Here is a 13,490-nt window from a genome sequence, read left to right as displayed (position 1 = left end):
CAACCGGACAGGCACCCATGCAACGCATCGTCAAGGAGCGCGACCGTCTCCTGCGCAGAGCGGTGCAGGCAGGGGGGCTCGTTGGTTCGGCAACAACGCTGGCGTGCGTGCTGGTACCTGGCGGTCTGGAGGCCGACGCACGCCTCTGGTCTGTCGTGCTCGTGCTGCTGATGGCCGCTGGCCAATACCTGCTCGGAAGTACCGGGGCGCTGCGCTGGGCCGTTCTGACCGTGCTCAGCGGGGAAGCGATCATTCTCATCGTGGGTTTCACCAGCCATCCCGGCGTTCCGCTGAATTTGATCGAGGAAAGTGTCATCGGCATGGTGTCCACCGCGCCGATGTGCGCTGTCGCTTCGGTGCTGCTCACCAGCCCGCGCCGATTGCTGTTGCTCGTGGCATGTTTCGTGTTGACCGTCTCCACCGTGGCCGCGGTGACGGTCGATGCGCCCGACCGCACGGTGCTGCTGGCCCTGACCGTGAGCATGTGGCTGGCCTTTACTCTCGCCTCCTGGTGGATCGCACAGAGCGTGCCCCGGGTGATGCATCGCATCGCCGCGATCGGCCGCGCCCACCGGGCCGAGCGGCATGCGAGCGAGCTGGAGGCTCAGCGTCGCCAGGATGCCCGCCTGTTGCACGACACTGTGCTCGCCACGCTGACCCTACTCGCCCACTCGGGTGTCGGGGTGAGCCCGATGGCACTGCAAAAACAGGCCGGAGATGATGCCAGGCTACTGCGCCAGCTACGCCTCGGCGGGCTGCCGACGCCGCTTCGTTCCGGGGCCTACAGCCTGGAATCGGCGTCGGTGCTCACTCTCGGTGACACCCTGGACGCTGTGCGTCAGCGCTTTGAACGCCTGGGCCTCACCGTCAACTGGCACGGCAGCGGTCAGGTACAGCTGCACAGTAGCGTTTTGGATTCCTTTCTCCTCGCCCTCTCGGAATGCCTCGAAAACGTGCGTCGTCACTCCGGTGTCGACCACGCAGACGTGACGATAACGGATGACGACAGCACCGTTCGCGCGATGGTCACCGATACCGGGGTCGGCTTCGACCTCGGCCAGGTCGGTTCTGAGCGGCTCGGCGTTGCCGAATCGGTCATTGCCCGGCTTCGGGATATCGGAGGCAATGCCCGCCTGTTCTCGTCGCCCGGGGCTGGAACCACTGTGGTGCTGGAGGTTCCGAAGTGAGCCAGTTCAACGACACCGCGCCCATTCCAACCCACCCGCGGGCACGCGGTGTTGGCTTACGTCTGCTCGGCGGGTCCTCCGAACGCAGCTGGCCACCGGCATCCGCTGACCGGCGCACCCGAGCTGACCTGTTGCCCTTACGATTTCCACGCACGATTCTGCGCGGTGACGGCCGCATCACCGTCTTTCGGTCGGACCAGAACGGTTTGGGCGCCCGTCACCTCGGTATCGGCATGAGCGTCAGCGGGGCGTGCATCGCTGTGTTCCTGCTCGTGCGGCTGATCATCCAGTCTGACCCGGCGCACCTTCCGGTGCTCAGCATTCTGGCCTGGGTGATTCTGCTGGCGACCGCCGTGGCCGTGAACATCACCGTGCACAAACTGGCGTCCCGCCTGCCGCTCTGGTTGTTCCTGGCCGCCCTCGGTGCCTGCGCGGTGGTGGTGGCCCTGGATTTGGCCGGGTCGTGGGGGATGGCAGGGGCCGGCGACTTTCCGACCGCATCACCCGCCGTCGGCGCCTTCCTGCTGTCAATCGTGACGCTGCGAGAGACCGGCGATATCACCATGGCCACCGTCGCCCTCGGCCTGGCCATGAGCGCTGGCACACTGTTCAAAACGCGCACCGATCTACTCACGCTCGGCCCCGATATTCTCTCCATCGCCCTCGCTGTCGCGCCACCTTTGGTCGGTGCCAGCATCGTGCAGGCTTTTCGGCGCATGGTGCAGCGCGAACTCGACCTCGTGCTGGTGCAGAGTACGGTTTCCCAGCCGCGATTCGCGGTCGGGATGCTCGCCTCCGAGCAGTTGGCCAGGCTCGACCTCGACGCCGAGACCCTGCTCGACGATGTAGCCCAGGGCCGCACCGCGCTGCCACTCGCACCGTCGGCGGCGACGACGGCCGCTTCCCTGGCCACGCAGCTTCGACTGCACCTGATCGAGGGACGCACCGAAACGTGGCTGCACCATGCCATCACCGAGAGTGAATTTCTCGGCCCGGTTGTCGCACTCAGCGATCCGGCCGGCCTGGCCGGACTGCTCTCCCCGCCGCAACGCGATGGGCTGTTGCTGACGATTTGGCTCCTCATCGGGGATACGGCGCGGTCAGGGGCATCCATTTCGCTCCGCCTTGGACCAATTGCCCCCACACATGGGGCGGGCGTGCACCGCAAGGTGCATTTTGCGATCGAACTGACCACAACGGGGGTGTCCAGGCGGCGTGTCGATCCAGAAACCTGGCAGGCAATTAGGGCCGTTGGACCTCATGTGGATTCAAATCGCGCCGGTAGTCTGAGGGTAGACATCGAGTGCAGCGTAGACAATCCGGCAGATGCCTAGTACGGGGCAGTTTGCCGCTATGGTGCAGGTAGGAGGAGACAGAAAATGACGACAACAGACCGTCCCATCCGTTTGGCCCTGGTCGATGACCACAGGATGCTCTTGGGGGCACTCACCGAGTGGATCCGAAGCGCAGCTGACGACATCGAGATGGTGGCGGCGGTAACCACCTGGCCCGAGTTGCTGACTCACCCCGAGTTTCCGGTGGATGTCGTACTGCTCGACCTCGACCTCAAGGACAACATTCCGGTGTCCCTTAAGATTTCCACGCTCAAGACGACCGGGGTGAAGACGGTGCTCATGAGCACCTATTCCGAGCCGGCCCTCGTGCGCGAAGCCCTGGCCGCTGGCGCTCTCGGCTACCTCGTCAAGAGCGAGGAAGCGAGCATGATCGTCGACGCCATTCGCGCGGCCTACAACGGAAAGTCCTACATCTCGGCCGAGCTCGACTATGCGCTCAATTCAACCGAGAACGTCGAAGGTCCCCGTCTCAGTGCCCAGGAACGCCGCGTCATGGCGCTCTACGGTGCCGGCGAGCCGGTGAAAGCCGTCGCTTACCAGCTCGGCATTTCCGAGGAGACCGCCAAGAGCTACCTCAAGCGCATTCGCGAGAAGTACCGCCTCGCCGGTTACGACGTGGGCACGAAGGTTGCGCTGCGTAAGCGCGCCATCCACGACGGCATCCTGCTGCAGACGGACTAACCCACTGCCTGGCACCTGACCGGCCGGCATCTCGATGCTGGCCGGTCAGGTGCGTTAACGCCGCACGACCGGAATCAGCTGGGTGCCGTAAGGCACGTGGTGGCCACGGTGGCGCCGCCGGCGGTCGATGCTGAAGGTGAGCAGGGTCAGCAGCACGCCGACGGCGCTGAGCCCGACACCGATCCACACCGGGGCCAGGTATCCCAGCCCCGCAGCGATGGCCACGCCGCCGAGGGCCGCGCCGAGGGCGTTGCCCACGTTGAGCGAGGAGTGGTTGAGCGCCGCCGCGAGCGACTGGCTTTCGTGCGCCACATCCATCAGCCGGGCCTGAATGGTCGGCGATAAAGCGGATGCCGCAGCGCCGATTAGAAACATTCCCACCAGCAGCCCGGTCAAAAACTGCGCCGAGAGGCCCAGGATGACGAGCGCGAGGATGAGCACGCCGAACGAGATGTACATTGTGCGGCGCACGCTCCAGTCGGCCATGGCTCCCCCGCCGAAGTTGCCGGCCGTCATGCCGAGGCCGACGACCACCAGAATGAGCGGCACCGCTGCGGCGGATAATCCGGTGATCTCGATAACGAGGGGGGCTACGTAGGTGTAGACGGCGAACAGCCCGCCGAAACCGATCGCACCGATCGACAGGGTGATCCAGACCTGCAATTTGCCAAACGCCCGCAGCTCGGCGCGCATGGTGGCTTTCGGGTTGCCGGCTTGGAACGGCACGAAAACGGCGACGGCCACGAAGGTAAGTGCGAAAATAGCGGCGACGACGAGGTAGGCGACGCGCCATCCGCTCATCTGGCCGATCCAGGTGATCGTGGGCACCCCGATGACGTTGGAGATGGTCAGGCCGCTGAGCACGATCGCGATGCCACGGGCCCGCTTGCCCGGGCCCATCAGGTGAGCGGCAACCAGCGACGCGATGCCGAAGTACGCGCCGTGCGGCAGTCCGGCCACGAAACGAGCGGCCAGCACCGTCTCAAAGGTGGGCAGCAGGGCCGACGCGATGGTGCCCAGGGTGAACGCCGTCAACAGACCGAGCAACAATTGTTTGCGCGGCCAGCGGGCCGCAGCGGCCGCGATCGTCGGCGCACCGACCACCACGCCGAGGGCATAGGCCGAGATGAGCCAGCCGGCCTGTGCGTTGGCGGCATCCGGTGCGCTCGCATAGAGTTCCGGCAGCAGGTCGGCGGCGAGGTTCGGCAGCAGGCCCATGGCCACGAATTCGGTCGCGCCGATGCCGAAACCGCCCAGGGCGAGGGCGAGCAGGGCAAGACGAATACGGGTCGACGACAGCTGCGTCGACCCGTCAGGAGTGAGGGGCATGCAATAAGCCTAAGCCCCCAGCTCTCTAGGCGTCGAGGGCGGTCTCCAGGCGCTCAAGCTTGCCGGTGAGTTCGCCGGTGTGCCCCGGGCGGATGTCGGCCTTCAGTACGAGGGATACGCGCGGCCCGAAGGCGCCCACCGCTTCGGTCGCCGCTTTGATCACGGCGAAGACTTCGTCCCAGTCGCCCTCGATCGTGGTGAACATGGAGTCGGTGTGGTTGGGCAGGCCGGAGTCGCGCACGATGCGGACGGCAGCGGCGACCGCGTCGTGCACCGATCCCTGCGAGTCGGCGGCGACGGACGGTGCGACAGAAAATGCTACGAGCATGGTGGGTTCCCTTGGTTGGTGGTTTGAATCGAAAACGGTGACGGGTTCTACTCGGCCGGGGCCGGCCGGCGAAGGTCGGTCGACCGCACGATGGCCTTTCCGCTCTCCTCGACCCAGAGTGCGGACGACCCGACGAGGACGGCCAACCCCCACTGAGGCGCGGTGAGCCCGGTGGTGTCGAAGAGCCCCTGCAGAACCTCGACCTGCACTACGCAGACCTGCAGGAGGATGACAGCGACCAGTGCTACCCAGATGCTCCGGTTCGTCAAGGTATGGATCGAGAAGACGGAGAGGGTGTCGGACCGCACGTTGAGCAGATTGAACACCTGGTAGAAAACGAACGTGGTGAATGCCAGGGTGCTGGCAAAGGCTGCATCGCTGGCACTGTCCGGAAACAAAACCGGAGCCAGAGTCAGGACGGCGAGGGTTCCGGCGGCCATGACGATACCCAGCCCGAGGATTCGTAGGAGCCGGGCCCTGGTCAGTAGCCGTTCATCGGCCGGGCGAGGTTGTTGCTTCATCGTGCCGGGTTCGGCCGGGTCCACGCCGAGGGCGAGGGCGGGCGGGCCGTCCATGATGATGTTGACCCAGAGGATCTGCAGGGCGGTGAACGGCGCGCCGCCGGCCAGCCCGGTGACACCGGCAACCAGGAAGATGAGCACGAAGCCCCAGGCCGTGGTGAGCTGGAATCTCACGAACTTCAGGATGTTGGCATAGATGCCGCGGCCTTCCCTGACCGCGGCCACGATGGTGGCGAAGTTGTCGTCGGTGAGGATCATATTCGCTGCGCCCTTGGACACATCTGTACCGGTTATGCCCATGGCGATTCCGATGTCGGCCTGTTTCAGGGCTGGGGCATCGTTGACACCGTCCCCGGTCATGGCCACGACATTGCCCCCTTTTTGCAGGGCCTTGACCATTCGGATCTTGTGCGCGGGAGTGACCCGGGCCAGCACGCCATACCCGGCAGCCCGTCGGCTGAGCTCGCCGTCGTCCAGTTCGTCCAGGTCGGGGCCGGACGCGGCGTCGCCCGGGATGCCTAAATCCTTTGCGATGGCCGAAGCGGTGACCAGGTGGTCCCCCGTGATCATGTGCACCTTGATGCCGGCTCCGCGCGCCTCCGCGATGGCCTGGGCAGCTTCGGCACGCGCCGGATCGACAATTCCCACGATTGCGTAGATCGTCAAACCCGTGACCAGCGCCTGCAGGGATTTCTCGTCGTCCGGGAGCGCCGCATGCAGGCGACGCCCAGCGATCATGAGCGTGCGCAGGCCGTCTCCGGCCAGATCCTGGATGGCATCGTGGATACGCCGGCGATGTTCCTCGGTTAGCGGCTGGATACCGTCAGCGGTGAGTACCGAGTCGGCCAGTTGCATCAGCGCGACCGGTGCCCCCTTGGCCAGACATCGGTAGACCGTCACCGGCGCTGACAGGTTCGAATCCGCCGCCAGCGGGTGGAAAGTGGCCATGTATTTGTACTCCGAGTCAAACGGTATCTCGGCCAGGCGCGGGTGATCTCGCCGGGCTCCGCCAACATCGAGACCGCCCTTCGCGGCCAGCACGGCCAGCGCGCCCTCCGTCGGATCTCCCACGAGGCGACCGTCATCGATGATGGCATCGTTACACAACGCCATCGCCAATAGCGCCTCGGTCAGGTCCGGTACCGGCACGGTCTTTGGGATCAGGATTTTCCCGTACGTCGAGTAGCCCGTTCCGGTGACCTGAAAGTCGTGTCCATGGATATGCAGGCGGTGTGCCGTCATCTCGTTCATGGTCAGCGTGCCGGTCTTGTCCGTGGCGATATGGGTTACGCTGCCGAGGGTTTCCACCGCCGAGAGCTGCTTGAGAATGGCCCCCTGGCCGGCCAGTCGCGCGGCACCCATCGCCAGGGTGAAGGCGACGACCGCCGTCAGGCCCTCGGGAATGGTTGCTACCGCCAGGGACACCGAGGTGATCAGCAGGTCGGACCACGACTGCCCGCGCACCAGGCCCAGTACGAAGACAACCGAGACCACGATCAGCGCCACCAGGGTCAGTAGTTTGGCCAGCTGGTCGATCCGTCGTTGGAGCGGGGTGCGTTCGCGCTTGACCTCACTGATCAACGCCGCGATGGCACCAACTTCCGTGCGCATACCGGTAGCGGTGACGATCATGGTCGCCCGGCCACGGGTGACGTCGGTATTCATGAAGAGCATATTGTCGCGGTCACCAAGCGGCAGGTTCGCGGCCGCAAGTGGCGCGGTCGACTTGGCGACGGGCTCTGATTCCCCGGTCAGCGTGGCCTCGGCCACCTGCAACCGCGATTCTTCCACGATGCGACCGTCGGCCGGAATGGAGTCCCCGGCATCGAGCAGAACGATGTCCCCTGGCACCAGCGCGCTCCGGGGAACTTCCAGCTCGGTGCCGTTTCGTCGAACCACGGCCGTCCCGACCGACATGGTTCGCAGCGCCTGAAGGCTGTTTTCGGCCCGTCGTTCCTGCAGGTAATTTAAGACCGTGTTCAGGATGATCACGGCCAGGATAACAACGGGCGTCTCCCATTCCCGCGAAACGACGGCGCTGACCACCGCGGCGATCACCAGCACCAGCGTCATCTTCTCTGCCAGCAAACGGATGACCTTGCGCCAGGCCGGTACCCTTTTTGGCTCGGCGAGGAGATTCGGCCCATATTCCTGCTGCCGGTCCTCGACCAACGCGTTGGTCAGACCTGTGGCGGGATCGACGTTCAGCCGGGTGGCGACGAGCGTGGCGGGGAGGGTGTGCCATACCTCGAGTGCGGCCGTTGGCTCGGAGCTGGCACCGGAGGCTGGCGTCGGGCGCAGTCTGGCACTCACAAGAACGCTCCTGCCGTCGGTCGGTACAGTGCCGCGAGCGCCCAGCCGAGCAGCACGAATTCGAGCAGGTTGCGCACGGTCAGCACGAGCACCATGAGCGGATGGGCCGCCAGCACCCAGTCATACAGGTACGGGTAGACCAGTTGGGTGAGCGCGGCGAGCGCGAGGCCGAGCAGCGCGGGGGTGCGCCAGTTGCGGCCGTTCAGAACGAGCCCGAGAATGATCGGTGCGGCCAGCCAGCTGATGAATTGCGGCGAACCCACTTTGTTGAAGGCGATCAGGGTCACCGTCAACGCGAGCGTCAGCGGCGGAAGTACCGCGAAAGTGCTCGCTCCCCGGCGTTGGGCGCGTAGGCCGAGCAGCAGCACTGCGACGGCGGCCAGGGCCAGCAGCGGGGTCATCAGGGCGCTCATTGCGGTAGTGCCAGCGCCGTAGACCTGAAACGTGAGAATCTCGTGGTCGTAGTAGATGAAACTGCCCGGCACGCCCAGTGCGGTCTGCCAGAGCCAGGGCACGGCGACGGGCGATTCAATCTGGATCCCCCGTGCCGCCTGTTCGGCCACGAAACTCAGCACGTGAATGCCGCTGCCCCGGCTCAGGCTGAACGCCCCGGCAACCCCGATAACTGTCGCGGTGACCGCGGCGGCGAGCATGAGCATCCGCCACCGTCGTTTCGACGCCACGAACAGGGCGGCGAGCGCGGCGACCGGCCAGATCTTGATCCAGGTCGCGATCGTGAGCAGTGCCGTGCCCCAGAATGGGCGGCGACGCAGCCAGAGCAGGGCGACGATGCACAGCGGCACCGTGACCGCGTCGATTCGCAAAAGCGCGATGGGGCCGAGCATCGCCAGGAAGGCCAGCCACCACCAGGCCGCGGTCCGGTGCGAGCGCACGAGTACCCAGAACGCCCCGGCGTTCAGCCCGCTCACGAGCGCGAGCCAGGTTGCGAGGTAGGCCGGCCCGCCGAAGGCGAACGCACCCAGAATCGGCACGAGGGCGAGAATCGGGTAGACGAAATTGTCGGTGATTCCCACGATGCTGCCCGTGGCCGCGTTCGCGGCCCAGCGGCGGTAGACGATCTCGACGTCCCCGAGCGGATACCCGGGACTGAACAGGGCCAGCAGGATCAGCAGCAGGTGCACGAGCGCGAAAGCCGACCACAGCGCGGCGAGCGGATGCCGCAGAACCGGCCGCGCAGGCCGGGATACGGTCGCCCTCTCATCGTGAATTCGCACGCTTTACCTTGGCACAACCGGCCGTGTCGTGTGCTTGTTCTAGCGGATCGGGCGGGGCCCCTGATCACTGCCGTGGGCGAGCAGAGCGGCGACCACCCGCGGCACGGCATCCGCTATGTCGAGAGCCGCGATCGGACCGCCGGCTGAAGCGAGAATCGCGGCTTCGGCGTGCAGCAGGGCTGCGGTGGCGGCCAGCGGGGCGAGGGAGGCGGAATCCGTTTCGAGCTGGTCGGCATGGGTCGCCAGGAGCGCGCCGAGGATGCCGCCGAGCACGTCGCCAGACCCGGCCGTCGCCAGCCAGGCCGGCCCAATCGACACGGTCAGGCGGGCGCCAGACGGCGACGCGATGTGGGTGACGGCGCCCTTCAGCAGCACCGTCACGTCGAACAGGCGGGCAGCACGAATGGCCCACTCCGCCGGGTTGGCGGCAATCTGCGAGGCCGAGCCGGGCTTGGCCTCATTCGCGAGCATCGTGGCCAGTTCTCCGGCGTGGGGGGTGATCACCGTCGGGCCGATCGCCCGCGCTGCCAGGTCGAGGGCGCCGGCGTCGATAACGGCGGGCAGGCCCTCGGCGAGGGCTTCCGTCAGGGCCGTGCTGACGGCATCCGTTCTCGTGTCGGAGTTGATGCCGGAGCCGAGGAGCCAGGCCTGCACCCGGCCGGGTACTGTGACTATTTCGGGACGGCGCTGGAGTACGAGGTTCGCGGCGCGGCGCGGGCCGAGGTAGCGCACCATTCCGAGGCCGGTGCGCACGGCCGCGTCGACGCCGAGCACCGCGGCCCCCGGGTAGTCCTTGGAGCCGGTACGCACCCCGAGCACGCCGCGGGAATATTTGTCGTCGCCGGCCTGGGGCCGGGATATCCAGTCGCGGGCCTGTTCGGCCTCCCATTCCAGCCAGCCGCGCGGTTTCACCATGCCTCCACGATAGGTCGTTTTCGATCTGCTCGCGTCGGCGGCTTGCTCGTCGGTGCGTGCCCGCGGCCGCGGTGACCCTCGCGAGTGCGCCGCCTTCGCGAGTGCGCGGCCTTCGCGAGTGCGCCCGATTTGGGTAGGCGCTACGGCAACCGGCGTAGCGCCTACCGAAAACGGGCGCGCGCGCATCCGCCTGCGCCGACCCGTTCGGCGGCGGCGGCTCGAGTCAGTCGCTGACCGTCGAGTTCGTGGACTGCGAGCGCTCTCGCGCCTCACTCTGGCCAAAGGCAACGGTCTGCGATACACAAATGATGTTGCCCTCGGTGTCCTTGAACCACGCCGCACGATCCTCGTTGGTCGTGGCGATGCCGTTCTCGGTCTTCAATCCCGGAAAATCGTATTCCTCGAACGTGACGCCCAGGCCGCGCAGTACGGCGACCTCGGCCTCGATATCGTCCGTGTCGAAACCGATCGCCGTGTTCGCGGCGCTGCCGGCATTATCAGTTTCGTAGACCATGATGGCGGCGCCCTTCGGGGTGCGGTAGAGCAGCCCCTCCATGCGTTCCTCGACGGGTTCCATGCCGAGCACGTCCTTGTAGAAGCGCCGGGCGCGCGCCAGATCCTGCGCGGGAAGCACGGAGTAGGTTTCCAATTGACTTAACATGAGTATTCCCTTTCTGCACCGAATGTGCATTTTTCAGGGAGAATTTTACGCTCGTGTCGGCGTCTTGGCGAGGTGCGCGCGGCATCCGCTTGTCGCCGGCGCGAGCGCGTGCATGCGGACGGGGCCCGGGCCCCGTCCGTGGGCCCAGTTTATAAACTGGGCCCGGGGACGGGGCCCGGGCCCCGTCCAGTAGCAGAGGGGCTAGTCGCGCCGGGTGGCGTCCTGCACTTCGCCGACGAGCTCCTCGATGATGTCCTCGAGAAAGAGCACCCCGGTGGTCTCGCCCTCGGCAGTGAACGACCGCGCGAGGTGTGCACCAGAGCGACGCATGGTGGCGAGGGCGTCCTCGAGGTCGGTGTCTTCGAAGATCGAAATTAAGGCACGGATGCGCTTGGCCGGGATCCGCCCCGCGTAACTGTCGGGCGCGGCCTGCGTTGCGGCACCGGCCGAGGCCGACGGCACATCGAGGTCAAGCACGTCTTTCAGGTGCACGTAGCCGGTGAGGTAGCCCTCGGCATCGGCGAGCACGTAACGGGAGAAGCCGTGGCGCCGGACAGCTTTCTCCACGTCGGCCGGCGTGGCCGACTCCGGCAGGCTGACCAGCTTGCCGAGACCGACGGCCACGTCGCGAACCTTGAGGTTGGTGAACTCGAACGCCGCGCTGAGCGCACCGGTTCCGTCGCTGAGCACCCCCTCGCGGGTGGACTGGGTAACGATCGTCGCCACTTCGTCCAGGGTGTACGCGCTCGTCGCCTCGTTCTTCGGTTGCACGCCGAACAGGCGCAATACCCCGTTGGCGCAGGCGTTGAGGGTGACGATCAGCGGCTTGAAAACGCGGGCGACGAACACCAGCGGCGGCGCGAGTAGCAGCACAGCGCGGTCCGGCACCGAAAACGACAGGTTCTTCGGCACCATCTCGCCAAACACGACGTGCAGGTAGGAGACCACCAGCAGCGCCACGATGAACGCGATCGTGCCAATGTAGGCGTCCGGCAGGCCGGTCAGACCGAGCGGCACTTCGAGCAGATGGTGGATCGCCGGCTCCGAGACGTTCAGAATGAGCAGCGAGCACACTGTGATCCCCAGCTGGGAGGTCGCGAGCATCAGCGTCGCGTGTTCCATCGCCCACAGCGCAGTTTTGGCGCTGCGCTTTCCGGCCTCGGCGAGCGGTTCGATCTGCGAGCGGCGGGCCGAGATCACGGCGAATTCCGCCCCGACGAAGAAGGCGTTGGCGGCGAGAAGCACGACCAACCAGGCAAGTCCGGCCCAGTCGCTCATTTGTCGCTCACCTTCTTTCGATCGGACTTGGTTTCAACAGCCGCTACGGCTTCGGGCACGGCCTCTGGAGTGAAGCGCAGCCGGTCGATCCGGCGCCCCTCCAACCGCTCAACGGTCAGGAAGCCGCCGCGCACCGGTACCCGATCGCCGATCACCGGCAGTCGGCCCAGCTCACTCATGACAAAACCGGCCACGGTCTCATAGGGGCCTTGATCCGGTACGACGACGCTCGTGCGTTCCAGCAGTTCATCGGGCCGCAGCATGCCGGGGAAGGTCAGTGAGTCGGGCGAGCGCACGACGCCCGCGCGGGCCCTGTCGTGCTCGTCGGCCACCTCACCGACCAATTCCTCGACCAGGTCCTCGAGGGTGACGACGCCGGCGGTTCCGCCGTACTCGTCGACGACAATGGCCATCTGGTAGCCGCGGCCGCGCAGCTCACCGAGCAGGTCGTCGAGCTTCATGGTTTCGGGTACTCGCACCGGGTCGGTCTGCAGGGCCGAAACCGGAACATCCGCTCGCCGCTTGCGCGGCACAGCCACCGCCTGCTTGACGTGCACGATGCCCACGACGTCGTCGACGCTCTCGTCGACGACCGGAAAGCGCGAATAACCGGTGGAACGCGTGAGGTCGATGACCGCCTGCGCCGAATCGGTGCGGTGGATGCTCGCCACGCGCGGACGCGGCGTCATCACGTCGGATGCCGTATGCCCGGAGAACAGCAGCGTGCGGTGCAGCAACGTGGCGGTATCTTTTTCCAGCAGTCCGGCGCTGGCCGAACGGCGCACGAGTGAGGAGAGTTCCTCGGCTGTGCGGGCGCCGGAGAGTTCCTCCTTCGGTTCGATGCCGACAAAGCGCAGCAGAGCGTTGGCGCTGTTATTGAGCACCAGCACCGCCGGTTTGAAAACGGCCGTGAACACGGTCTGAAACGGAATCACCAGGCGTGCGGTCTGAATGGGCAGGGCCAGCGCGAAGTTCTTCGGAACCAACTCACCGACGACCATCGACACGAGGGTCGCCGTCACTATGGCGATCGTGGTGCCGAACAGCGGCACGAGGTCGACGGGCAGGCCCACCGAGGTGAGCGGTCCGCGCAGCAGCGACGACAGGGCCGGTTCGATCGTGTAACCGGTGAGCAGGGTGGTCAGGGTGATACCGAGCTGTGCGCTCGACAGGTGCGTCGAGGTGATTTTCAGAGCGGAGATGGTCAGGGCGAGGCGGGTCTCCCCGCGGTCGCGACGCGCTTCGAGGTCGGCGCGGTCGAGATTCACCAGGGCGAACTCACTGGCGACGAAAAGGCCCGTTCCGACGGTGAGGATGAGGCCGATCCCGAGCATGATCAGCTCAGACAAGGAATTCACCGACAGCGACTACGGGCGAGGGTTTGTGGGACGAGGGTTCAGCGGTGGGAGGGTCATCCATTATTCAGCCGAGTATACCGGGCGCACCCGGCAGCCAAGCGGATACCGCCCCCGCGAAATACCGCCAGCACTGCCACCGCGACACCAGCACGTCCGGCAGCGCCTGCCCACCAGCGCCATACCGGCCCTACCAGCGCCGTACCAGCGCCGTACCAGCGCCGTACCAGCGCCGTACCAGCGCCGTACCAGCGCGTCCGCCAGCGCCGTACCAGCGCGTCCGCCAGCGCCATACCGGCCCTACCAGCGCGGTACGAGCACGTCCGGCAGCA

Annotated in this window: 11 protein-coding genes; 3 read left to right on the top strand and 8 right to left on the bottom strand. The window is 66.2% G+C overall.

Going from position 1 to position 13,490, the window contains the following annotated elements; all coding sequences use genetic code 11:
* Window positions 1-17 precede the first annotated feature (17 nt).
* From E3T39_RS14050 to E3T39_RS14040, 3 genes are read left to right on the top strand one after another with little or no spacing between them, the layout of a single operon-like run.
* Window positions 18-1,187, top strand: coding sequence for a sensor histidine kinase (locus E3T39_RS14050; RefSeq protein ID WP_134516378.1), 1,170 nt, complete (start codon window positions 18-20; stop codon window positions 1,185-1,187).
* Window positions 1,184-2,521, top strand: a complete 1,338-nt coding sequence (locus E3T39_RS14045; RefSeq protein ID WP_134516376.1) for a hypothetical protein — start codon at window positions 1,184-1,186, stop codon at window positions 2,519-2,521. The genes E3T39_RS14050 and E3T39_RS14045 overlap by 4 nt, the downstream gene beginning before the upstream one ends.
* 45 nt (window positions 2,522-2,566) lie before the next feature.
* Window positions 2,567-3,223 carry a response regulator transcription factor gene (locus E3T39_RS14040; protein WP_092111590.1) on the top strand — a complete coding sequence of 219 codons (657 nt, stop codon included), beginning with the start codon at window positions 2,567-2,569 and terminating at the stop codon, window positions 3,221-3,223.
* Between the two features lie 54 nt (window positions 3,224-3,277).
* Here the strand turns inward: E3T39_RS14040 and E3T39_RS14035 are convergent, their stop codons facing one another.
* The 8 genes from E3T39_RS14035 to E3T39_RS14000 form a co-directional block, all read right to left on the bottom strand.
* A complete protein-coding gene (locus E3T39_RS14035; protein WP_134516374.1) occupies window positions 3,278-4,552 on the bottom strand; it encodes an MFS transporter in 1,275 nt (424 codons plus the stop codon).
* 25 nt (window positions 4,553-4,577) lie between these two features.
* Entirely contained in the window at window positions 4,578-4,880 is a 303-nt protein-coding gene (locus E3T39_RS14030; protein WP_134516372.1) for a thiamine-binding protein, read from the bottom strand.
* Window positions 4,881-4,927: 47 nt separating this feature from the next.
* Window positions 4,928-7,714: a cation-translocating P-type ATPase gene (locus tag E3T39_RS14025; RefSeq protein WP_198416139.1), complete on the bottom strand. Its 2,787-nt coding sequence runs from the start codon at window positions 7,712-7,714 to the stop codon at window positions 4,928-4,930.
* Window positions 7,711-8,949: a glycosyltransferase 87 family protein gene (locus tag E3T39_RS14020; protein WP_241979721.1), complete on the bottom strand. Its 1,239-nt coding sequence runs from the start codon at window positions 8,947-8,949 to the stop codon at window positions 7,711-7,713. Before E3T39_RS14020 ends, E3T39_RS14025 begins: the two co-directional genes overlap by 4 nt.
* Window positions 8,950-8,988: 39 nt before the next feature.
* Window positions 8,989-9,864 carry an ADP-dependent NAD(P)H-hydrate dehydratase gene (locus E3T39_RS14015; RefSeq protein WP_134516370.1) on the bottom strand — a complete coding sequence of 292 codons (876 nt, stop codon included), beginning with the start codon at window positions 9,862-9,864 and terminating at the stop codon, window positions 8,989-8,991.
* A 223-nt stretch (window positions 9,865-10,087) separates the two neighbouring features.
* Window positions 10,088-10,525: a VOC family protein gene (locus E3T39_RS14010; RefSeq protein ID WP_134516368.1), complete on the bottom strand. Its 438-nt coding sequence runs from the start codon at window positions 10,523-10,525 to the stop codon at window positions 10,088-10,090.
* A gap of 201 nt (window positions 10,526-10,726) precedes the next feature.
* A complete protein-coding gene (locus tag E3T39_RS14005) occupies window positions 10,727-11,803 on the bottom strand; it encodes a hemolysin family protein (protein ID WP_134516366.1) in 1,077 nt (358 codons plus the stop codon).
* Window positions 11,800-13,137 (bottom strand): hemolysin family protein, encoded by a 1,338-nt coding sequence (locus E3T39_RS14000; protein ID WP_134516738.1) that lies wholly within the window; start codon window positions 13,135-13,137, stop codon window positions 11,800-11,802. Before E3T39_RS14000 ends, E3T39_RS14005 begins: the two co-directional genes overlap by 4 nt.
* Window positions 13,138-13,490: the final 353 nt, after the last annotated feature.

This window comes from Cryobacterium suzukii, assembly GCF_004403185.1.
Classification (GTDB): Bacteria; Actinomycetota; Actinomycetes; order Actinomycetales; family Microbacteriaceae; genus Cryobacterium; species Cryobacterium suzukii.
This window is presented reverse-complemented; position numbering and strand designations above follow the sequence as displayed.